The organism is Elusimicrobiota bacterium, assembly GCA_016788905.1.
Taxonomy (GTDB): Bacteria; Elusimicrobiota; Elusimicrobia; order FEN-1173; family FEN-1173; genus JADKHR01.
In genome coordinates this window covers 1-24,128 of the sequence record JAEURZ010000019.1, presented here as the reverse complement: position 1 = coordinate 24,128, position 24,128 = coordinate 1, and the positions used below count along the sequence as shown (strand labels likewise).

Below are 24,128 nucleotides of genomic sequence, written 5' to 3'. Positions count from 1 at the left end.
CCCATGAAAACAGTGGCGGTGATTGGCGCTTCATTGGATCGAACCAAGTTTGGGAACAAGTCTGTTCGTGCTCACCTGAAGGCGGGATATCGGGTGTTTCCTGTCCATCCCCGGGAAACAGAGATTGAGGGGCTCCCGGTCTATAAATCCATCCGCGACGTGCCGGAACCTTTGGACCGCGTCACGCTGTACATCCCACCGGGAGCGGGTCTCCAAATTATTGAAGACATCGCCAAGAAAAATCCTAAAGAACTTTTCTTGAATCCGGGAACAGAAAGTCCGGAACTGATCGAGCGGGCCAAAGCGTTGGGGTTGGATCCGCTTCGAGCGTGCAGCATCGTGGACCTCGGGTATCATGCCGCGGATATTTAACCGAAATTTTGCGGCGGCCCCTAGATTTCAAAGCAAGGGGGCTCCACCCCCTCCCACCCCGGGTTACTTTTCTTTGGACCCGCAAAGAAAAGTAACCAAAAGAAACGGGCCCCGTCGGCTTGCGCGCGATTTTGTGCCAGAGGCCGGACCAACTCCCGGCCCTCAAAAGCCTTCGGGCCGGATCGGGCAGGTCCGGCCCCGCTTGTGTCACAAAATCGTGCTCGAAACGCCTCAATGGGGAATAGAAAAGAAAAATTCGAGAATCACATTTCTCTCAAAAAAGAACTGGGAAACCTCATTTTATTTTTCTCGAGGGAAGTTTTTACTCCTTGGATTACTCTTGTTTTTTGGGGGGATGGTTCACGCGGGGGGGGCGGATCGGGCGGCGTTTTTGTCCAGTAAAGAAGAGATTCATCAGTTGGCGGTGGAACGGATCCGGTCTGTGGCGTCGGATTACGAGCGGGTGATTGTGGCGGCGGAAGGACGGTTACGCTCTTTGCATGAAAACTATGCGGTTAAAGGGGCCACACCTCCGACGAATTTGGAAAATGATTTGGGCTCACTCCGCGGGGCGTGCCAGAAAATGCAGCGGCTTGTGGCCCTGGGGCGCGCTCCCGATCCGGACGATGACGCGCGGGAGCGGGTGGCGCGCCAATGGACCCTCTACCGTGAACAAATAAAGGCCTTGGTTCGTGGCGTGAACGATAAGAAACGCGAAGGGGTTGTGGAAAGTCAACTCTATTGGGAAACCCTGCGCACGTTCAAAGACCTTTGTGGCCAAACAGAAACCCGACTCCTGTTCAACACTCCCCCCGGGGAGCGCGGGCTGAAGGAAGCCTTTCTCCGGGACGAAGTTGTTCTCTTAAAAGCGTGTGAAACCACGCCGAAGAAAACCCGAGGACGAGATTTGTCCGTGGTCGCGCCTCAGGAACACGCGGGCACTGGGAAACCGGACGTCCAGGTGTTTTACCGTTCCTTGGACCTGGTTCCGAGTTCTCCACCGTTGCGATCCGGTTCATTTTCAATTCCTCCGGGATCTCGAACGGTGACGTTGCGGGAAGACGGGGCGCGTCTCGTCTTCCGCCCGAAACGGGGGAAGGGGATCGCCTACACGGGGCAGACGGAAGCGGCCCTTCATTATGGCTATCTGGCGATTCCCCCGGACACGGCCTACTATTTTGAAAACACGGGGACCGAACCGTTGGAACTGGAGTATGTGGGGCTAAAACCGTGACGAAGGAGAATTTTGTGGACCAACTGATTTTATCGGGTTTGGAGGTGTGGCTCAAAGTGGGTTGCACAGAAGAGGAACGGGCGTTCCCCCAACGGATCGAGATGGACGTGACTCTCGAATTGCCCTTGGCGGACGCGGGGAAGGGGGACAATTTATCCGCTTCGATCGATTACGCAGAAGCCTGCGATTTGATCAGGAACACCTTGGGGCCCCGAACTTTTAAATTAGCCGAAGCCGTGGCGGAACAGACGGCGGATCTTCTGTTGTGGAAATTCAAACTCACTTCGGTGACCGTGCTTGTAAAAAAAAGGGCTCTCCCAGGCCTCTCCTGGGCTGGAGTCCAAATTCACCGGCCGTGACTTTTGTGCCTTGACACATTTGTGTAATGGTAATATTGTCTTCCGTGGAGGTACAGCTTATGCCCATTTCTCAACCGCGACGAGAACGAGTCAGTGTGGATGTGGATCCCAAAGAACATCGGCGCATTAAAGTGTGCGCCGCCCTTCATGGGATGACGATTCGGAAATACGTTCTTGAAAGTGTGCGGGAACGACTGAGTCGGGAAACAGAACAAAAATCCGTTTCTTCCCTTTCCTCCTTCCTATCGAATGACCCCGTTCTAAAGGACCTTTGGGACAATGACAAAGACGCCGCTTATGACAAAATGTCATAGGGGAGAGGTCGTCTTGGTTGAATTTTCCTTTGCTCAAGGGGGAGGATCAAAAAAGAGACCTGCCCTTGTTATTAGCGCGGAGGCGTATCACAAAAGTAGGCAGGAAGTCCTTTTGGCCGCCATCACCAGCAACACCGAAAGGGTTTTCGTTGGCGACACTTTTGTTGAGGATTGGGAAGACGCGGGACTCCTCTTCCCATCCATCGTGACGGGAATTGTCCGAACCATTAAATCCTCCATGATTCTCCAATCTTTTGGAAAGTTGTCCCCAACAGATTTTCGCCGGGTTGAACGAAACCTGCGGAAAGCTATGGATTTTATCTAACCGAGAAATATTTTTCCTCTTTCCCGCCCCGATGATTGATCCCGACAACCATTTCAATACTCTCATGGACCTGCTTGAAATGGAGCGGGACGCGGAGAAAGAAGACAACAAGCGGGAACTGGATCGGTGGCCTGTGGAGATGCGGGAGCAGTTGGGGAAAACCGTGGCCCGGTTGTCGATCGAACGGCGAGACGTGGGGGTGGGGGGGCTTCCTTTGTTGGTTCTTTCCCGCATGGCTCAAGGGGAAACCCTTTCGCCTTTTCACGCCATGGACCAGGGCGACTTGGTTCGCGTCACGTTCCTGAACGGTGAATTTTCTAAAGAGGGAACCCTCTATCACGTGGAAGATTACCGGGTGACGGTGGCGCTCAATGAAGAACTGTTGGAAGAGCCCTCCGGGAAATGCCGCATCGATCTTTTGGGGTCCGACGCCACCTACAAACGCATGCGCCGCGCGCTGGACATTGTCCTTCGCCAAGGCGGCCGTCTGGGTGAACTCCGCGAAATCCTTCTGGGGAATGAATCGGCTTCTATGGGTGCTCTCCCCGAAATCCATTTTTTAAATGACCGACTGAACGATTTTCAGCGGGACGCCGTTCGCTCTGCCCTGGCGGCCCAAGACATTGCCCTCATCCATGGGCCCCCGGGCACGGGGAAGACCACGGTGCTGGCGGAGATTATTCGTCAGGCCGTGGCTAAGGGGAAATCCGTTTTGGCCACCGCCCCCTCCAACATTGCCGTGGACAACATGCTGGAAAAACTTTTGGACGCGGGACTGAACGTGGTTCGCTTGGGTCATCCGGCGCGAATTTTGGAAAACCTTCGTCACGCCACGCTGATGGCCCAGCTCGATGAACATCCGGACCAGAAGGTGATCCGCTTGATGGATCGGGATCGGGAACGGTTGGTGGTCCAGCGGTATCGCGGGCAAGGCCGACTTCCCATCGAAGAAGATAAAGCGTTGAAGCGTGAAATTAAAGCGCTGTGGAAAGAAGCCCGGGCGATTGAAAAATCCATTTCGAAACGGATCATTCAAAAAGCCGACGTGGTTTTAGCGACTCACGGAGGGATTGGGGCTCTGTTGAATTCAGAACGGTTCGATGTGGTTTGTTTAGACGAAGCGAGCCAGGCCACGGAACCTCTTTCGTGGATTCCGATTCTGTTGGCGGAAAAGGTGGTTATGGCGGGGGACCCCTTGCAATTGCCGCCCACCATCCATTCGAAAGAGGCCGCGGACCGGGGACTGAAAACCACGCTCATGGAACGACTCCAACCGGATTTGCCGGAAAATCTTCAAACACTTTTGCGTGTTCAGTATCGTATGAACAAAGAGATCATGGGATTTTCCTCGGCCCAGTTTTACGAGAATAAACTTGTGGCCCACGAATCGGTTCAAGACCATTCTCTCCTGGACATCCCCCACGTTTCTCCCACCGGGCTCACGGGCGCTCGCTTGGTGTTTGTGGACACCGCGGGGACCAATTTCAATGAAACATGGAACGAGCTCATGGACAGTCGTGAGAATGAGGGCGAGGCCCGGTTGGTGTTGAAGTTGTGGAACGAATTGGCGGAGGCCGGAGTCAAACCCCATTGGGCGGCCCTCATCAGCCCCTACGCGGCCCAGGTCCGCCACCTGCGCCACCAGGTTCCCCCCGGGTTGGAAGTGGGCACCGTGGACGGGTTTCAGGGCAGGGAAAAAGAGGTGATCCTCCTGTCCCTCGTCCGATCGAACGATCAAGGGGAGGTGGGGTTCCTGTCCGATACCCGCCGAATGAACGTGGCCATGACCCGGGCGCGCCGCTTGCTCGTGGTGGTGGGGGATTCCGCAACCATTGGCCGACATCGGTTTTACGAAGCTTTCCTCGATTACGTCCAAACCCATGGCGAACACCGAAGCGCCTGGGAGTGGATATCCCAATAGCCGACCAAAAAATAATTTCATTTTAAGCCAAATGGCGGAAACGTTGCATAATTGTACAATAGCGACCCCTTTGGCCAAAGTCCCTTGTTCCGGGTAGAAAGCCATTGGTTTTTAGGGGGATGTAGGGGAAAAATAAGTTTACAAAAGATTTACAAGTTCTTAAGGCAAAAAGCCGGGTCTCTATAGTAGATTTGAGCGTAGGCGCGGGCTCTTGAACGGCAGGATAGCTTGATCCGTAGTCAAGGGGACACATGCACATTCGGCTGTCGTCAGATTTTCTCAAAAAATTTGTCGCGGGCTCGGTGACAGCGGCTTTCTTTTTCTCGACGGTGGGCTCGCCCTTTGCGGAAGCTAATTTTTGGGCGGAACGCCACGCGGCGCGCGAACAAACAATTCCACTCCCCGGGCAAGGGGATGTCCGCCAACTTCTCTCCACTATTTCATGGCCAAAAGAATCCCTTAACCCCATCCTGGGGGCCTATCGTCTTCCGTCGAAGTTGGGCATGGTGGTGGAAACCCACACGGCCAACCCAACGGCCCCGGTTCTTCTTCACCTCCAGGACGCCCACGGGGTTTACGGGGCCCAGTACAACGCGTCCAAAGTTTTGGAGGGGCTTTTCCGTGCCGGATGGTCCGGGACGGAGGCGGTGCCTGTTTATCAAGAAGGGGGCACGGGCCCTGCGAATATCGATTGGTTGTCGGCATTTCCCTTTGAGGACATCAAAGAACGTGTGGCCCACGCCCATCTTCGCCAGGGGGATCTGACCGGCGAGGAGTTCCGCGCGATTGTTTCTTCCTCCGGAAGTTTTCGGCTACACGGGGTGGAGAACGTGGACCTGTTTAATAAGAACCTGGCGGCCCGACACGAAACCGCTCAGGCTCGGGCCACCGCGGCGGTGCATATCGGGCGGATTCAGTCTCGGTTGGGCCTCCTTAAGGCCAAAATTTACCCCCCAGCTCTCCTGGCTTTGGACAAACCGTTTCAGGCGTACACCAACCAAACCCTTTCGTTCGTCGACTATGTCCAAGCGTTGGCCGCACTGGCCCCGGGAAGTTTTCGTGCCGGGGAATACCCCAATGTGGACGCGCTTCTCCTCTTAACGAAAAGAGAGCGCGAAATGGATCCGCGGCGCCTCGCGGTGGAGCGGGACATCCTGGTGCAGAAAATGGTGGGCTCTCTTTCTCTGGACGCGGGAAAAAATTTGGTGGCTAAGGCCGTGGAGGTTCGGGACGGTCGGATGAAACAGAAGGATTTCTACCAGGCGTTTTTGGACGTAGCCGACCAGCTTAAACGTCAGGGCCAGGACCTCCCCACTCGGGAACTTCAAAACTATGTGGGGTACCTCAAACTTGCGGATTCCCTTCAACACGACAAGCTTTTAGTGGAGGCTGAACAATGGCGCGGCCGGCTCTTGGAAAAGTTTTCCGGAGACGATCACGTGTGGCGCCTGGTGAACACCGACCGTCGGGTTTCGCTGGAACGACTGCTCTGGAAACAGGAGATGACCCCGGACCAATACGCCGCGTTTCGACAAGAGGGGCCCCTGGATTGGGTGGAAATTGAAAAATATGTGACGGAACAGGAATCCCGGTTGGGTTTCTTAACCCAAGGTTCATCGGCCCGCTTGAATTCAAGCTCGAACCTCACCCCCACCCTCTCCCCATCCCTCTCCCGCTCGCGGGAGAGGGTGTCCGAAGGACGGGAGAGGGTGGGGGTGGATGGGACGATTCCTGAATCTCTTGCTTGGACGCGGCATCTCCCGAAAGTGCGTGCTTTTTATGAACTGGCCTTGGACCGGGATATGACTTTGGTCAACAACGCACTGGCGGATATGGAACGGACAGGCGCAAAACGAGGCGTTCTGATTGCGGGTGGGTTTCATACGCCGGGTCTCACGCGGCTTCTGCGTCAATCCGGGACTTCTTACGCGGTGGTCCAGCCCAGCTTTGACACAGAGTCCCACCGATCTTCCGACGAACTGACCATTTCTCAGGCGCCTAACGCTTTTTCAAACTCTGCCCGTGAAGCCAACCTGGCGGTTTTCAACCCGGCGGGTTCTCTCCCTCTTAAACAGGAACTGACGGCCCGGATGATGACGGAAAATTTCCTCCTCTCTTTCATCAAGTTATCCGGATTGTCAAAGGTTGATCAAGAGAAACATCTATCGCTTTTGCAAGCGAATAAGGCTCTTTTGGAAGCCCAGGGGGTTCCCCTGAAGTTCGATCGCGTTCTATCATTAAAAGACGCCAACGGCGAACTCCAGGTGGTCATTTTTGGTCGGTACGGCGAAGAACTTTTTGTGGTGGCGGGTTCCCTGGGTAAAGATTCCACCATCCAATGGATGCGGGAGGATAACCTGAATCAAAAGGATGCGGTTAGTCTCAACAAAAAGTTGGCGGGGTTACTGGCGGCTCAGGGGTTGGGGCAGGCGTGGGCGACCTTCTTAAAATCTTTTCAAGCTCTTGCGGAAGCTAGTGGATCCCAAACCGTTGCTCAGCTGAGAATGGAGGCGATTCAGGCCATTCAAGGTCTTCCAGACAGCCTGAATTCTTCCATTATTCCCGCTTCCCAACAAGGCGCCGAGATGGTCCACCAAATGGGGGAGACCGTGGTTCCCGTTGCTACCCAACGTTTTGTCCAAAAGGTTTCTGAGGCAGTGTCAAATCGGGGCGCCGTTTTTGGTTGGGGGCGACGGTTGGCTTTAAGCGGGTCCATTGGTCTTTCATCCTTTATAGCTTCGTTAACTATACAAAAACAAAAATGGGCGGAGTTCTGGTTCAAAGGCCTTAAATCATTTGTGGTTCCCATCTTCCTCAGCCTCCCTTTCTATGAGATGCGCCAGGTGGTTCGCGGACAGGGATCCGTTGCACGCCAAAACCTCAAGGGGTGGCGCCAGTATATCCTTCCTGTTTTATTAGCTTTTTCCATTGTCTTACCCGCAACGGTTTTGCAAACGGCCGAAGCGGCCCAGTTGATCGACAATGGGGCCTATGTGTTGGTTGAAAATGGAGACAGGGTTTGGTCTATCGCGCGTGACGATCTCAAAAGTGGTGGTGCCGCTAAGGTCACCAACAGAATGGTGGCGGAACGTGTGGAACAGTATGTATCGGAAAATCCTGGAATCGATCTGGCCAAAATATTCCCTGGGCAACATCTCCAACGTCCGGACAATGCCGGAGGTGGTGCGGCGGCCGTGAAGGTTTCCGTTGAAAACGGAGCCTATGTCCTCTCCCCTGCCCCGGAAACGCCCCCCATCGAGTCCCCCCAGGTGGCTGCCCCATCCAGTCCCGCGGAGGCTCCGTCCGCCGTGCCTTCCCCGGCCGCTACCTTGTCGGTGTCCGTCGTTGAACCCGTTGCCCCTGTCCCGACCATTAGCCCAGACTCGGCCCCTTCCGCTCTTCCTCCAGCGGTTCCCGCGGTGAAGACATCTGAGCCCGAGGGGGTTTCCTCTCCGCCCCTTTCGAGCGGGAACGAAGAACCTGTTGCTAGTGAAGTTCCTACCCTTTCAGCGGGCGGGAACACCACCAATCCTCCGGTGGTTCTGGCGGCTTGGCTCGCGGGCCTTTTTGGAGGGATTGGAGGATTAATTTCCATTGTTCGTCGACGAAATGCTTCGAAAACACCCCAATCCCTCGCTCAAAAAATTGCCGATGAATTAAAGAAAGGGCCCCGCACGTTCCCCGTCCGCTGGTGGACCCCAGTCCTGAGACAATATCTTTATTGGACCCGGCAGGATTTTCGGGCGCTTCGCAAAGAATGGCGTGATTTGGCCAAACAAAATAATCCTGACGCGATGAAAAAGCGAAGGGAATTGGTGGAAGAAATTGAAGCGAAAAAAGCCTCCATTTTCCCGCGCTATAACAACTACGGGTCCCATGGTCGGTTGATATCGTATATTGGAATATTCGAGATAAAAAGGCGTACCCGCCAGGCTGAAAAGGCGAATCCAGAACTTGCTGAACTGTCGGCCCGATTGAAAGAGGTGAAGGCCCAACTGAAGACCTTAGGAAACAGGGACGAGACCGTTCTGGAAGATTCCTCACGCAGCGCGTTTGCTCATCTTCGTGAAGAAAGGGAGGCCATTGAACGGTCCATATTGAACCTTCGAATTGGGATTCAACGGAACATTCTCAATGCGTTTTTGGAAGAGTTCGATCGGTTCGAGCCAGAGGTTTTAGGCGGCCAGGACGAATTAAGAGATCAACGGGAAGTGATGTGGCGGGCGGCCCGAAGGACCTATGAGTTTTACCAGGACAAACTTATCCCTCAGGGAGTTATCGCTTCCACCACCGCCATCTTCTTTTTGAGCTCCGCGAAGATTCTTCGCGTGGGATTTGCCTTCCTCTTTTTGTTTAGTGTGTTCTTCTTTCCCTCCCCGGTTCTCGTCGTTGTGAGCTGGGTGGTCCTTTTTCCGTTGCTTTATTCTGTGACGAAAACCGTGGTCTTGCCGATGCTGGTGACCTTCCTCATGTTCTTGTCCGTCTTTTTTGATTCCCTGGCGCCCCAGGGCCATCGTCGGGTGGAATTTCTCTCTTTTGTCAGGCAGTTTTATGCTGACCATGGTCGTCCCTACGCTTTTTCCATTGAAGTGCCAAAAATGTCGGGAAATCCCCTCGACCCTTTCATAAAAGATGATGTTATTGTTCCTTTCTTTTCATTGCATGGAAATGACCTCAAAACGCTCAAAACAGAACATGATTTTTCTGGTAATCCCTGGTCGGCTGTTTCCCTTCCGCCCCAGTTTACCGATTCGCAAAAAGATTCATTAACACGGTTTGTCCAATTGAAATTTTGGAGTGGGTTTCGCCTTCATGTGAGGGTGGAATTCTTTGAAAAGAAAGATAGAGAAGGGAAGTCTTTGGGGATGTATATGAAAGTTTTCCCCGACGATGGTCCCGTTGTGGATAATTTGAGCCGAAGCTTGAACAAAGTGGCTGGTCGGAGACTTGGAATACACTCCTTATCCGATTTGGATATTGTTGCCGGATCCCATGTGGACATTCATGTTCTTGATTTCGGAGCGAGTGCAAAAGATCTTTCTTCCGCTCGAGAGGCTCTGGGGGATATTTTAAAGAGCGATTACAACCTGGCCATTGAAGATTCCCAAATTATTCGGATGGGGGAGAAAATTTTAGACGAGGGAGAAGCGGTACCCGCTCTGACTTTACGGTTTCAGGTGGAAAGGGACTATGCCGGAGAAATTCGGCAAAACATGGACATGACCACCCGGTACCTGGACACTTTCCATTTGGAGGCTGACGTGTGGGCCGCCTACCGCCGGAGAGACATGGATGCCCTGGCCCAAACCTTACGAGATTCAGGAGATGCCTTTTCTGTTTCTTTCGTCATGCCGTCCAACACGAATTATCTCCCTCTCATTCCCTATGAGATGGAATTGATTCAAAACCTTCAGGCTGAGGCGGACCAGCGGTTTGGTCCTGGGCGAGTCCGATTCCTTTATCTCAGTCAAGGGATTGAATGGATGGACCAATCTGCCATAGACAGGGAAGGGTGGAAGAAGAAATTAAATGATCAGGATCCCATTGCCAGTCTCGATTCAAAAACCTTTACGTTGTTTGCCCAGGGGGGAGAGCGCGACCATTTCCGTTTGACATCAGAAGGCATTGTGCATACGCACACTACCGCGGGAGGAGCGCGTTCGGTGGAAACCCTTTCCCGGGGGGAGGCCATTCAACAGATTCGGCGTCTTAGGGAAACCACGGACCTCGTCATCCCTTGGAAAACAGCGGGGTGGGGAAAGAAGCTTGGTAACGTGGCGGGGTTGGAGTGGTTAAAGATGGGATTCACTCGTCCCCCCGCTTATACGAACCCAGTGGCCCACGAAAATTTCACTAATCCCGACGCCCCCATTTTCCCCCGAGCGAACGTTTTTGCCGGGGATCTCCTGGGCTATTTCGGTGGAGCTGTCCGGGTTCGCCAGGTGGATGGGGGGGAAATCACCTACACGATTCGCCCTTCTGCCTGGGGCGTGGTGGATCGAGAGGTTGGGGGGCATAAGGAACAACTGTCATTGGCCGATGCGAATAAGATGTTGGCTGTTCACATGGCCGACCCCTATACGGATCGATTTTTCGACAACAATGGGCAGGATCTTTACCCCAATGACTTGTCCCTGGTGTTGGATGACAAAAACAGCATTGTGGAAGGTGCCGTGGAAGCGGTGATATCCACAGCCGAACATCCGGAAAATTATGGAGTCGTTGGGTTCAACCCTATGATCAGCGTGGATGCCCCCATGACCACCCGGGGGGGACGGATCGGGGGTTCGGTCACCAGTGTTTTTCTGAATTCCTTGGATGAAGCCCGTCGAATCCACAACAAGTCCCAGGCCCTCTTCATGGCCAATCTTTTTGGTGGGATGTCCCCCATGTATGGCAAACTGGCCAAACGTGCGGAATATGGACGGGCTTTCTTGAATGAATTCATCGTGGTTTCCCGGGCCCTTTCCCACGATTGGCAGGAAAGTATTTTTTCTTTTGTGGAATCCGTCTATGGGGCCTTGACTTTCCGGTTTGAACTGGTGAATCAAACCCCCCGAGAAGACGGGGAGGATCGTTCCATCACCTACACCTACCGCATGCGCCAGGGGTCCCGAACTGATTTTGTTCAAATGGAGTTCGGTCGGTTGGGAATATGGTCGGCCGATGTTTTGGAGGCCAAAGTGTCCCTCCTGGGCCCCGATGGGAATTTCCATGAGTGGCGCACGTTCTCCGTCCCTGCCGAAGAAAGCCCCCAGGACGCCATGCGTCGGGTGTCCCGTTATTTGTCCGGGGCTTTTGAGATCACTGAACGGGACCTCCTCACGCGGACCGGTGCCATGGAACGGGATTTTCGTTGGTTGCGGGGGGACATCCAAATGTTTCTGACGACCACGCCCTACGACCACGATGCCCTGCCCCCGGCCCACCAATTTCACCGTATGGGGATCGATTTCCGTCTTTTCGGGGACGCTCGATTTTTAGGCATTGTGGTGTTTTTGGTGGGTCTTGCGTTCTTTATGGACCAGGCTTTCTTAGTTAATGCCATGCTGGCTGCGGGGCTGCTGGGGTTTGTCATGATCGGTGTGGCGGGGCAAGGGCTTTTCCTATACCCCACCATCTATGACGTTCTCCGTGTCACCATGGTGCAGCACAGCACTCCAAAGTTTCGTCGCGTGGCACGTTGGGGCCATTCGCTTGTGCGCACTGTATGGAACTTCGCTTTGTTTATCCCAAAAGTTCTATTGAGTACGCTCATGTCCTTGGACATTGCCATCAAGCGGTCCTCTTTTGTCCCTCGGTCCTGGGCCGAAGAATTAAAAAGTCTCCCTTCCGTTTGGAAAACGTCCACGTCCCGGGCCGTCCGGGAAATGTTGGGTTTCCGGTTGAAGGAAGTCTGGAAGGAGGAAACTCAAAAGATGAATCTTCCTTTCCTGGGGGGGATGGCGTTTCTCGTTTTCAGTTCGATTGTCGCCGCGGGAAATGCGTTCATGGCGGTTCTCTGGCCCATGGGCCCCATGCCTCTTCTGGCCTCCCAGGGGGTGGGGTGGTATTTGGGGCATCTGTCGGGGGTTCCATTCCGCGTGACCAATCGTCGGACCAAGATTATTCAGACCATCAAGGTTTATGGCGTGGCTTTCTTTGTGGCCAGTCTGATCTTCCTGTCTCCCGTGAACTATGTTCGAACCTACTTCGACACGGAAAGCTTGCGGCCCCCTCCGCCGGCTGAATTGGTGACCACGCAGATGGCCAGCCCCTTGACTCGGCCGCCCCCTTTGCTGAGCGGGATTCCTGTTTTTAAAAATGTTGTTCCAGCTTTGGAAATTGAAAAGCTGAATTCCATCTTGACCGTGGCGCCGCGGGTTCATCAGCCGGCCCGAAATATTGGGGCGGGGATTCCTATCACAATTGTTTCTTCGCCAGATCATTTCACCTTAACGTCGCAACCTGATCCTCGCCCTCGGCTTCCGATGGTGACAACCCAGGGCTACACCTCCTTCCAGGCTGACCCCGTCAATTCCCTGGCGTTGCTTGAAAAACCAAAACTCACGGAATCTCAAACGGAAAAATTGGCGTATCTGCTTTCCCAATTGGACCGGATGAACAGCAGTGCCGTTAAAAAGCAAAACCTTGGGATTTACGGCGGTAGCACGGCGCTTTTGACCCTGGTTCCGGGTTTGGGAAATATCTTCAAGGCCGCGGATTGGGCCACCTACGCCAACGTATTGGCCACCATGGATTACCCTTGGATGAAAGAACCCATGGTGGCAAAATACTGGGCCCAAACAGCTCTTTTGATGGACCTAAACGCTGAGGAAAAACCGGGGGAGGAGAGGGCGGTAAAGAGCATGAAGGAAATCGCCGATCTCTTGCTCTGGACCAAGGTCAAGGATGTGTGGGACGTGGACTACACCCCCTTTGTGGAAGCGGGACGGACCCTGAAAGACCCGCGCAATGGAACGGTTCTTCTATCGGAGGAAGACTATCGATCCTTGGCGGATCGAGTTTCAGGTTCGATGGACAAATATGAGCTTATATCGGCGGCGGTGTTAAATCTCCATTACGGTATGGGCGTTCCTCTGGATGAAATAGATGGTGCCCGGGTTTGGCACTTTATCCGTCTATCCCATGAATTGGAAACGGCCTGGAACGCCGCGGTTCCCAACGCGAATATTACTCCCATGGAATTCCTTCCTCGCCCCGTGTCTAAACTGATGCGGGTGGTGGGGAATATTACCTTTTTCCTCCCCATTCAGATTCCAGTGTTATCTGATCTGCGGTTGGAAATGATCCCGATGATTGGGGCTTTTTACCAAGAGCCCGGTGGGATGCGGGAGTTCTTTACGCAGTTGTTAAAGAAAAATGAGGCCGATCTCCGCGCTTCTTCGGGAGAGAACTATGTTGCGGAATTTTTAAAGCGTGTGGGGGCCGATTATATCCGGGTTCATTTGGAATCGAAACCCTACCCAGCCCTGGAAACGTTGGTGCGGGAACGGATGGTACGGGATATGGCCAAACTTCATAAAACCCCCTCGGACAAAGACATCCGCTTGGCTTACCTTCAAACGGAATACAACTTAGGCCGTATCGCCCTCTTTAACCGAAACGGGGTGGAGGCCACGGATCCGGCGCGCATCCGGCAAGCCGCTCTAAAGGTGGCGGCCCACTTGACCGACGTTCAGTCCATTGCTCAAATGGAGGCGCCGGTCGTATACGCGCGCTACATGAAGTTCGAGCCGGGAATCCTGGAGGTGGAAGGCATCCTCCGGTACCTTTTGGAAAATGATTCGGCCAAAAGTAGAGAGTACAACCGGATCTTTCTGGATGGGCTTCGCACCGCTGAATCCATACGGCGTGGGTTGGATCGGGACGGGGGACGGCTTTCACCGGCCTATATAGACTATGTCATGTCCTTGTTCCCCGCTGAAACGACCCGTGGAATGACCGATGCGGCCAAGGAATACAATGCCCTGCGGGATTTGGCCATGCTTTCCCTTAACTTAGGGATCAATCATGTGCTGACACCTGACGGCCAGCCCTACACACCCCAAGAAATAATGAGGGAACTTCTCCTTGTAAAAAAACGGGTGGCGGACTATCGCTTGCCTGACAAACCCGGCATCTTGGCGTCCCACCTCCTGCACTGGCTTAAAACGAAGTCGGACCATCCGGAAGTTACTGAGAAACAATATTGGGATGAAAACCAACTGCCGATTCTTGCCGATTGGGCAAAATGGAGCGCTTCCCCTGCCCTTCTCAAAACCCTTCAGGCCGATCCTTCCTGGGCGGTGTTTAGTAATAAAGTGAACGGCGAAATTGAAAAGGCCATGGGGATCACCATTAGAGATGCCGACGTTCGTCAGTTCAATGCGATAAAAAGTGTGGCCCAGTTGGTGGATGCCACGCTCCGAGCGTTTCCCCATCTCCAAAAGAGATATTCCAAGGATCCTGCTTTCGCCGCCAAACTGATCCTGGCCATGGCCCAGCGGTCCATTGCCTACGACACCTATTTTGCGACGCTCCCACAGCTGCCCTCCTCAGCGGTGGGATTCAAGGAATTTTTTGTGGTGGCCGGATATGAAGTCAATGGAATGAATGGGACATTTGATCCGGGATCCGGATTTGCCCGGGAAGTGAAGGGGTTCGTTTTGCAGCCTATTAATGACTTGTGGAATGCGGGCCTCTATGAAACGCTTCCCCCGGCCTTCGTGAACACGCTTCGAATCCGTATGGCGGCGAGCCAAAGGGCTGCGGGAGCTACTCGGGTGACCATTAAACCTGAAGATCTTAAATTTCAATCTCTTCGAGCCTACTACGAATTGGCCGATGCGGCTCTTTATAATGTCCAGGCCCCCAAGCCCCTGGGGGCCTACGGTCCTTCCCACCTGAGACAAATTAGAGAGGCGGGGAAAATCTTAATGGGGCACATCGCGGCGATTTATCAACAGGCGGAGGACCTTCCGGGCGTACGCGACTACATCGAGAAAGAGTCTGGCATCCTTGAAAATGAAGCGATTCAGATCTTCCTCTTGGAAAAAAAATCGACCGAGGCGAACAAATTCGATGTGGGTAGTTACATGGGTCATTCGCGTGTGGTATTTAAAAAACTCGAACAGATTTTACAATCGGAAGCCGGTATCACGAAAACACCCGAATTTTCCCATTATCGTGCCATCCGAGTTGAATTGCTTAGCGAAAGTTCGCGGGAACGCATGACAGAACGGGGAAAAGATTTCTTGGCTTTGCGGTCCCTGGCCAACCTTATCGTTAACGCTGAATTCAACGACATGCGGAAAGACGGGCCTCTTGCCGATCGATCGTTATCCCCCCAGGGGTGGATGGCCCAGTTTGTGGACACCTGGGACCATTTTGCCCAGGGCGCCAAATACAGCGCCGATGGCGGCCAAACCTATCGGTTTGTTCCCTATCGGGAGGAAGGATTTGTGGATATGGTGGCGCTCTTTAAGCAAAAGTGGGGATATGCCGAATTTTGGAAAGAGTATTTCTATCCCCGTCTGAGACAAGTGGAATTTCTCATGGACCAAAAAGATTTTCAATCCTATATTAAGTCTCCCGGGGGAGAAGGGCCCCGTTTCCTTGAGATCATCAATGAAGACATCAGGTCCAAATCCGGAATCTTTTTTCAGGCGGGTCATCCCATTCACACCTTTAATGGCGTCATGGGGATTTCGGAAATGATGTTGGATGCCCTAAAGAAATTTCCCGGCTATCCCGTCCAATATAAGACCATCGCGGAACGTTATCTAGCTTACCACCATCTTTTTTACGTTGAAAAGAAATTCCAAAACCTTCCTTTCGATAAAGAAGGTTTTATTGAAAGTTTAGTGACCGGGGGCTATGTTTTTGGGTCCCAGGGAGGGCAGTTTAAGGATGAGATCCGCATCATGCGTTTAAAGGATGTGAATGGTTTGATGGGAACAAAACTGTTAGCCCCCGAAACGAAATTCCAAGGAAAGCCCCTTCGCGAGCAACTTGAAACCATTATTAAACAAGAATCGGTAGTCCCTGTGGGAGTGCCCGTCGAAGTTCTCAATTTCTTTATCTTTCAGAAAATAGCGGGCATCGCCCAGACCTACTCCATGCTGACCGGGCTCCCGGAGGCGGATTCTAATCAGCCCACATTGAACCTGAAGGCGGATCTTCCCCAGATTGAACAAGCCATGAAGGCTTTGGTATATGTCCATTCCGAAATCCGTCGGAAAACTGAAGCGGGCGTCGACGTTTATCCGAAATTAAGGCCCATTTTCGAAATCTTGGGGGAAAATGAGAAGTGGGTGGGGCGCATGCACGAACTGGGGATCATGGAGGAAGGGCGTTTTTACGAGTTGTTTTCGGGTTATATCGATGTGCTCGAAGCCTCGTATGACGAGCTCAAGGGAACTTTCCTTTCTCCGGAGGAGCTGACCCATGGGGCCCGCTATGCGGGAGAGTTGGGGAATTATTTAAAGACCCTGCGGGAAAATCTTCGGAAAGATGCGTCGATTATTGAGTCTCGTTTGGTCGTTCGAAAACCCAAAAATACCGATTCCGTTGTGAATCCGGAAAATGATGAGGGGGATGGAGGTCCTGAAGCACGACTGATCTTTGTCCGACCGGAAATTGATGCCAGCCAATATATATTAGACACGGGGTTCATCACGGCTCATATTCTGAAACAGATGGTTGAGCGGATTGATGAGGGGGGAGAACCCGTTTTCAAAGGACTGACCACGCAGGGACTCTTGTCCCTTTATGCCAAAACACAAACGCACCTCAAAACAAAGCATTACAAGGACGCTCTCATCCGTGTGCAGAGCCTGAATGACGCCATGGAGATTGGCCAGCTCAATGGGCTGATCAATAACTACGCCCTCAAGTTCGCTATTATTGACTACTTCGTTTTTTCCAGCGATGGGAATCCGGAGATTGCCCGTTTCTTGGCCGAACATGATGTTCATTCCATTGAGCAGTTTATCGATCGTTTCTATAAAAATCTTCAGTTCATTCGCAATATCCCTGAGTTGTCCAAGGCCTTAGACGAACTGCGCACCGCTAACGAGTATTCGGCCGAAGGTGTTGAATTCAGCTATGCCATGATGCTTACGCTAAATGACAAGATCAGTCCGGAATTTATGGAGCGATTCTCAAAACACATTCCCAATATTCTGCGGGATTACTCGGATTATTTGACCCGTGAAGGGGGGTCTGCCTTAAAGTTTAGGATTGATTCGGCCGTTGTTCTTTACGAAGCCTTGGCCCGGGAGATGGCCGAAACCCGGTTGGTGGGGCGGCCCCTGGGGGATTTGGGTGACCGCATCGAAGTCAAACAAAAACGTGTTAATTCCCCTTGGATGTCTCGAACAATTGTCAAAGCGGTGTATGGGTCCCTTTTTGGGATCTACCTGGATGAGCGTGTCCCCGCCGATAAAGATGTTTTGGATCAGTGGGAAAAAAAGGCGCGGAGCATGTCTTTTAGCCAAATTGTTGAGGATCTGTTAGCTGCGCCCACTATCCGAGGGGAGGTCAACCCCTATAAGGATGAAATTCGACAGGTGGAAGAAGCCATCGCACTTTTAATAAAAGAGCGCACGGCGGCCGACAGGGAGGGGCGGATTACCCAGGTCGAAGGCTATACGATCCAAATTGATCAGCTTAAAAAAAATCTTGCCAGCTTAAATGAAAAGAAGGATTACCTCTTGCTTGTGGCGAAAAGTTTGGAAAAATCTTACGTATCCGGGATCGATGAAAGGAATGATGGTTACCGGGAAATTTTACTTCTCGCGGCACTCCTCGGTATGGGATTCGGTCTGCGTGCCTTCCGACGTGGCGAGGGAAAAGTCTTGTTCCCCGCGTCGGTGGCGTTAGCGTCGGGGTTAGTGGCATTTTATATTGTGAACCCCAACGTCTTGGTGGCCGATGTGACGAACCCCAAGTTGTTGGCGGATTGGCGTTCCGTGGTGTCCGAGGTTCCCTACGCTTTTAAACCCTTCACGGCTCCCCATGTCCTTTTTGACGCTGGGGGGTATCAGGTCTACGTCAAAGGATCGGATGAAAGACCTGTGCATCAGATCCTCTACAACGGATATGTTATTTCCCAAATGGATTTGGAGAAAGGATCATATACGTTGTTCCCTCCACCGGTTCCTGGTGGGGCGGGCGTGCAATACCCCCTTTCTGAAGGGCCTCCGATCTTACTTGGGGGCTATTTTCATGAGGTTCCCGGAAAAGCATCCGAATACGTGCATGGGGGGCGCTTGAGCGACATTCGTTACTCTATCGATGCCAGTGGTAAATTGCTTCTTCAGGCAACGGTTCAGGATCCTAAGGGTCTCCTCACCATGAAAGATTACACGATGACATTTGCATATGAGGACGGTCGCACCGTGGCAAATGTGGGAGGAACTTGGGTTGCCTCCCAAAATCTTGATTTGGATTACATGAAACCCATGGGACAAGTCAGTTCTATTTCTACAACACGGAGTGTGGCCGAAGCCGAAATTCGGCCCTATGTTTCTGAGTCCCTTCAAATCACCTCCGCCCGGGGGGATGTGGTTCGCGATCTTTCCCTTTCGGATTTACCCCCCGGGGTTCTTGGGACCTCGACCAACCTCCTTGAAAGCCCCTTAGGGGAGGTGACATTGAGTGGATCCCGCCGCCACAACTCCCCGGCGGTGACGATCACGGTGAACGGGGTGGAAGTCTCTTCCGCCGAAGGAGCGGTTTATCCCGCGCGTATGGGAGCCACTTACACATTGGAACCCTTACTGTTCCCCCAAAGCCCCAATGTGGCGGTCGCGCCGTTACTGGAAAGTGATGGCAAAACAAATTTTGCCCTCCCAAAAGGTTCGAGCGTCCACGTCAATTATTCTGTAAGTTCCGTTTCTCCCGATGGGCCTCTGCCTCCTGGTATTACTCAAACACAACCAACAGCGGACGTGGTCTCCCCCCCGGTGTCCGCTCCCCAGACCTCATTCTTCTGGCAATCGGTGCTTTTGGGATTGGGGGTGGCGGGGTTGATGGCGTGGCGGTGGAACATCTTCAAACGGAAAAATAAGCAAAACAATACCCCAGGGAAGATTCTTCCCGGACTCCTCTTGAGTTTTGTCCTGGGAGGTCTCTTGACCTTCGGGAATGTTCCCGGGGCTCTGGCGCTGAGTTCCAGAAGCGATTCGGTCTCTGTTGCCGCAAAGACGACTGAGGTGGCTCCTCGGGAAACTGTTCTCCTTAATGAAGAGGGGTGGCGTGTGAGGGGAATTTCCGATTCCCATACTGAAATTCCCCCCATGCAGACCCCCTGGGGATCCTTTTCCGAGTTGCTCATCTCTCTTAACGCCGAATATACGTTCAACGTGAGGGGGAATGGTTTTCTTCAATCGATCCCTCCCGGAATGGATCCCGGAACAGAATGGGTCACCCCAGGTTATTGGTCCGAAGGACGTTACCACCATGGAACCCCCATTTCAGAAATCAAAGAGATTTCGCTGAACGGGCAAGGGGGGTTGACATTGACGGGCGTGTTGACGGACGGCGTTGGCAATTGGACGGCGGATGATTTCAGGATTCAGTTTTATGCGCGAGAAGGAGCCCCCTTGATGGACGTGGCGTTTACGGCCATCGCTCGCAAACCCTTCAAATTTGATCCGGTTCGGATCAAGAATCACGAAGCATTTAAAGCGGGTCAATTCGTTTCGATGAATATCCGAGGCGATTCCCAAGGCGATGTGGTTTTGTATGCAGGCTCCCCATCCACCTTAATCAAGGGTGACTTGGGTGTTCAGGAGCGAATGTTGTTTGAAAATCCCAGACCTCTGGGGCCTGGGCGCCTTCTGTCTCTTGAAATCGATCGACCCGAAGTAAAGCGTTACAATCCCACCACGTTCATATTTCTGTCTAATAATATGAATCCTAACGATTTTGTTCCCCAGGGGTTTGTTCAGCGCTCTCGGAACCCCAAAATTAAAAATGCCAACGTTTGGATCTCCGCTAATGTTCAGCCGGAAACCTACACGCCGGGTCAGGTGATTGGTCGATTTGAATATACCCTGGGGGCGACTCCGATTAAAATGTTTGGCCCGGATGGTCCTAAAATTCTTGGAATAAAGACCGACCGCCCCATCGCTCCGACGCCCAAGGCGCCTGTGAAAAAAGACCCTGGATTTATTCGACGGTTATTGAAGTGGTTTGGGTTTTCCTCGAAGAGGCGGGGTTCTGGGGTGCCGGGTCATGGGAAATCAGTGGAGGATCGAAATCGATTGAACGAGGCCGCCTCCGCATTTTTTGATCAATTGAATCGGGGGAGTGACATGGCCGGTCAGCCGCCAACGGCATTTCTTGTTTTGGGGAATCCCTTCCCCCAGGCTGTTCGGGATTTCGCCGCCCGCTGGAAAGAAGAGTTTCAAGGAATTCCCATTGTCCTCGCGGGGGGGCGGGGAGCGGGGACGGCGGGACTCTTGGCCGCCATTACGAAGCACTATTCTGTTGATGAAAATCAGATTGCCCTTCAGCTCACACAAACGTTGAGGGACTCGGTTAGAAAGGCAAACCCAATCGACGCTGAATCCTTGACCGAAGCCGATCTTCTGCGTTTCGTTCTTCAAAAAGAAGGGATTCCGGATGACGTCATTCGCCAAGAATCCAAGGCCTCGTCGAATCTCGAAGAAAATTTTGATAACACGTCAGGTCAACTTGCCCTCCTCGGGTTAGGGATTGGCACGCCCCGGGTGGGTGTGGTGACGGGTGCTCCCATGCGGTTGCGTGTGGGGGCTGTGGTCGCTGGGCTGAAGACGAAATTGAATTTGCCCTATGGGCCTGTGGTCATGGATGTGGGCCCCCAAGATCTGGATTCGATGACGGACGAGGAACTCCTTCCCCTTATTAAAGGAAGAGCGGGGGAGCAGTGGAATGAGGGAATCGGATGGAAAACCGCTCTTAATCGACCGTTGACATCGGAAGAACGTATTTTGGAATCTCAACTAGAGATGGCGCGACAAAAATTATCTGATGAGTTAAAACTCTATGAAGCCACCCGAAACATTCCTCCCCAGGCCCAATCCATCTTGGGCACTTCCCTGGTGTTGTTTCTGTTTGCGCATCTGGCGGCGGGAGTGGGGCTCCCGTTTGGAAGTTTAGTCCTCTATGGGTTGAGTTTTGCCGCAATGTTTTTTGGAATAAGGGTTTTCTCCGTTGGGCCCTTTCGTCCTGGGGTTGTGCTGGGGAGAGAGCTCCAAGGAATGAAGACCGGATTTATGAGGCTCACTCAAAGTGGGATCAATTTTGGGTCTTGGGCGGCGGAGCAAATTTTGAAAACACCAGCGCTCCTGGTGGCTATAGTGCTTGGTGTGGTGGGAGTGGCGGGGGCAGCGGGAGTGGTAGGGGCCGGGGTCGTGGGGTCCGTGGGCGTGGGGACGAGCGGTTCCCTCTCCTCTGTGGGAGTACCGGTGCTGTTGGCCATGACGTTGGCCGCTGTGCCCATTCGGGCTGGAGTGGCAATCACTCCTTTCCGATATAACATACCCCCTTATCTGCCGTCTTTCGAGAGGGGATCTGGTTTCTTGGCTGTGCCTGGGGTGCAGGCCACGGGGAACGCGTTGGTGGTGGATATGCGGAAAGAATTGGGATTGGCGGAAGGAAAAATTCTATTGGATCGATTGATCTCTCTCTCTCATGGGGTTGGGGCCGGGGAGGAAGCGCACCTCCACGTGGAATTTGTGGTGAACGGAAATCCATCCGCGGCGGATGTGGCCCGCGTCACAAAGGCGTTCCGGGAACTGGCGGCCCAATCGAATCTTGATCAGGTGGCCATCGATCAAATCACGGTGGGCGTGGTCGGAGCGGCCCCCGCGGTTCTTACGGCACGGTTGAAGGAACTTTCTTCTTCTCACATTAACGTGGTGGCCCCGGCGAGCGCGGTGGAATTTTGGGCGGGTTTGGGAATGCCGTTGGTGGTCTTTGCCGCAAAACTATTAACCGACTTAACCCGTGTTGAAGTGGATATTGTGTACACCGGTGCGGCCGCCCAGGCCGCGGTGGAGCTGTCGAATGGCCAGCTGAAAATGGAAAAGGGGCAGGTTCGGTTGAGGGCCCTTTCGACTCCGCTGGAAATGATCGAAGAAGAGAAACAAAAAATTCAGGTCTTCAACCAACAGGCCTAAGTCGACAGATTTTCCTCGCGGGAGGGCGGGTGATGTCTAGAAGGGGGAGCCCATGTGGGGTAAACAGCTGTTTTTATCTGTTCTCGCCCTCGGGATTTGTCAGGAATATTGTGCCCGAAGGCATAAACAGGCAGTTCTGGTCCGGTGCCGCTCCCGACATGGACCAAACACATTCTTTAGCCAACCCACCCCGGCAAGATCACGATGAAAATCAAATATAGAACGAATAAAAATCTTTGGCCCCGGAATTGCGGAGCCTTATCGGGCCTGCTTGTTTTTCTGACGAGCCTTTTTCCCCATCCTGTTTTCCCCATTTTGACCAGAGCATTGCACTATAACATTAGACTCGAAAATGCAGGTTACAATTGATTTACAAGTTCTTAAGGCAAAAAGCCGGGTCTCTATAGTAGATTTAAGGGTAGGCGTGGGCTCTTGAACGGCAGGATACGTTGGATCCGAAGTCAAGGGGAGCAATGCACATTCGGCTGTCGATACAAACGCTGAAAAAACTCGTCGCGGGTTCCATGACGGCGGCCTTCTTTTTCTCCACGGTGGGCTCGCCGTTTGCGGAGGCCAATTTCTGGGCCGAGCGACACGCGGCCCGGGTCAAAACCCTTCCCACCCCCGGGCCAGACGATGTCCGCCATCTTCTCTCCACCATTTCTTGGCCCAAGGAATCCCTTAACCCCGTTCTGGGGGCCTATCGCCTTCCGTCGAGGTTGGGCACGGTTGTGGAAACCCACACGGCCCAGCCGGGGGCCCCGGTTCTCCTCCATCTTCAAGACGCCCACGGTGTTTACGGGGCCCAATACAACGCCTCCATAGTTTTGGAAGGACTTTTCCAAGCGGGGTGGTCCGGCACCGAGGCGGTCCCCGTATACCAAGAAGGTGGCGCGGGGCCCGCGAACATCGATTGGCTGTCCGCCTTTCCCTTCGACGATATTAAAGAGCGCGTGGCCCACGCGCATCTTCGCCGGGGGGACCTGACGGGGGAGGAGTACCGCACGATCGTTGCCTCGTCCGGGACCTTCCGACTTTATGGGGTGGAAACCGTTGACCTTTTCAAGAAGAACCTGGCGGCTCGGCACGAAACCGCCCAGGCGCGAGCCGCCGCCGCTGTTCACATCGGTAAAATCCAAAATCGATTGGCCCGAATCAAGGCAAAGATTTACCCTCCCGCCCTTTTGTCCCTCGACAAACCCTTTCAGGCTTACACCAACCAAACCCTTTCTTTCGTCGAGTATGTTCAAGATCTGGCCACGTTGGCCCCGGGTAGTTTTCGGGCGGGGGATTACCCCAATTTAGACGCGCTGCTCCTGCTCACGAAACGGGAGACGGAGATGGACCCGCGGCGACTGGCCGAGGAGCGGGATCTGCTGGTGCGCAAAATGGTGGGAACCCTTTCTCTGGAAGCGGGAAAAGATCTGGTCGCCAAAGCGATCGACGTTCGGGAAGGTCGATTGAAGCAGGGAGATTTCTATCAGGCGCTATTGGGTGTGGCGGACAAACTGAAACGTCAGGGCCAGGACTTGCCCACCCGAGAACTTCGAAATTATGTGGGCTATTTAAACCTGGCGGATTCGCTTCAGCACGACCAGCTCCTGGCGGAGGCGGAACAACTGCGGAGCCGTCTGCTGGAAAAGTTTTCCCGAAACGATCACGTGTGGCGCCTGGTCACCACCGACCGTCGTGTGGCGTTGGAGCGGTTGCTGTGGAAACAGGAAATGACGCCGGACCAATACGCCGCATTCAAGCAAGAGGGGCCTCTGGATTGGGTGGAAATTGAAAAATATGTGATGGAACAGGAAACGCGGTTGGGTTTCTTAACCCAAGATCTATCGGCCCGCTTAAATTCAAACTCGAACCTCACCCCCACCCTCTCTGTGCAACCCGGGGGATAGGTAACACTTTAGACCGGGTACATGGGTAACAGTTTTACCGGATCGCAGCGT

8 protein-coding genes are annotated in these 24,128 nt (G+C 53.3%); all 8 read left to right on the top strand.

Translation table 11 applies throughout. From position 1 onward, the window contains the following. Positions 1 to 3: 3 nt before the first annotated feature. The 8 genes from JNK54_08550 (at position 4) to JNK54_08515 (ending at position 24,077) form a co-directional block, all read left to right on the top strand. Positions 4 to 372, top strand: a complete 369-nt coding sequence (locus JNK54_08550; protein MBL8024312.1) for a CoA-binding protein — start codon at positions 4 to 6, stop codon at positions 370 to 372. A gap of 355 nt (positions 373 to 727) precedes the next feature. Beyond that, positions 728 to 1,606, top strand: coding sequence for a hypothetical protein (locus JNK54_08545; protein ID MBL8024311.1), 879 nt, complete (start codon positions 728 to 730; stop codon positions 1,604 to 1,606). Positions 1,607 to 1,620: 14 nt separating this feature from the next. Beyond that, positions 1,621 to 1,965, top strand: coding sequence for a dihydroneopterin aldolase (locus tag JNK54_08540; GenBank protein ID MBL8024310.1), 345 nt, complete (start codon positions 1,621 to 1,623; stop codon positions 1,963 to 1,965). Between the two features lie 59 nt (positions 1,966 to 2,024). Continuing rightward, on the top strand, positions 2,025 to 2,279 hold the full coding sequence (locus tag JNK54_08535; GenBank protein MBL8024309.1) for a hypothetical protein: 255 nt from the start codon (positions 2,025 to 2,027) through the stop codon (positions 2,277 to 2,279). Positions 2,280 to 2,292: 13 nt separating this feature from the next. Further along, the gene (locus JNK54_08530; protein MBL8024308.1) at positions 2,293 to 2,604 is read left to right on the top strand and encodes a type II toxin-antitoxin system PemK/MazF family toxin; all 312 of its coding nucleotides are present in this window, start codon (positions 2,293 to 2,295) and stop codon (positions 2,602 to 2,604) included. 31 nt (positions 2,605 to 2,635) lie between these two features. Then, positions 2,636 to 4,525, top strand: coding sequence for an AAA family ATPase (locus JNK54_08525; GenBank protein ID MBL8024307.1), 1,890 nt, complete (start codon positions 2,636 to 2,638; stop codon positions 4,523 to 4,525). 251 nt (positions 4,526 to 4,776) lie between these two features. After that, the gene (locus JNK54_08520) at positions 4,777 to 22,176 is read left to right on the top strand and encodes a hypothetical protein (protein ID MBL8024306.1); all 17,400 of its coding nucleotides are present in this window, start codon (positions 4,777 to 4,779) and stop codon (positions 22,174 to 22,176) included. 473 nt (positions 22,177 to 22,649) lie between these two features. After that, positions 22,650 to 24,077 (top strand): hypothetical protein, encoded by a 1,428-nt coding sequence (locus tag JNK54_08515; GenBank protein MBL8024305.1) that lies wholly within the window; start codon positions 22,650 to 22,652, stop codon positions 24,075 to 24,077. Positions 24,078 to 24,128: the final 51 nt, after the last annotated feature.

Bases quoted from the DNA above. Each gene is read 5' to 3' on its own strand.
- JNK54_08535 (MBL8024309.1), top strand. From the start codon at position 2,025: ATGCCCATTTCTCAACCGCGACGAGAACGAGTCAGTGTGGATGTGGAT.
- JNK54_08550 (MBL8024312.1), top strand. From the start codon at position 4: ATGAAAACAGTGGCGGTGATTGGCGCTTCATTGGATCGAACCAAGTTT.
- JNK54_08545 (MBL8024311.1), top strand. From the start codon at position 728: ATGGTTCACGCGGGGGGGGCGGATCGGGCGGCGTTTTTGTCCAGTAAA.
- JNK54_08515 (MBL8024305.1), top strand. From the start codon at position 22,650: ATGCACATTCGGCTGTCGATACAAACGCTGAAAAAACTCGTCGCGGGT.
- JNK54_08520 (MBL8024306.1), top strand. From the start codon at position 4,777: ATGCACATTCGGCTGTCGTCAGATTTTCTCAAAAAATTTGTCGCGGGC.
- JNK54_08525 (MBL8024307.1), top strand. From the start codon at position 2,636: ATGATTGATCCCGACAACCATTTCAATACTCTCATGGACCTGCTTGAA.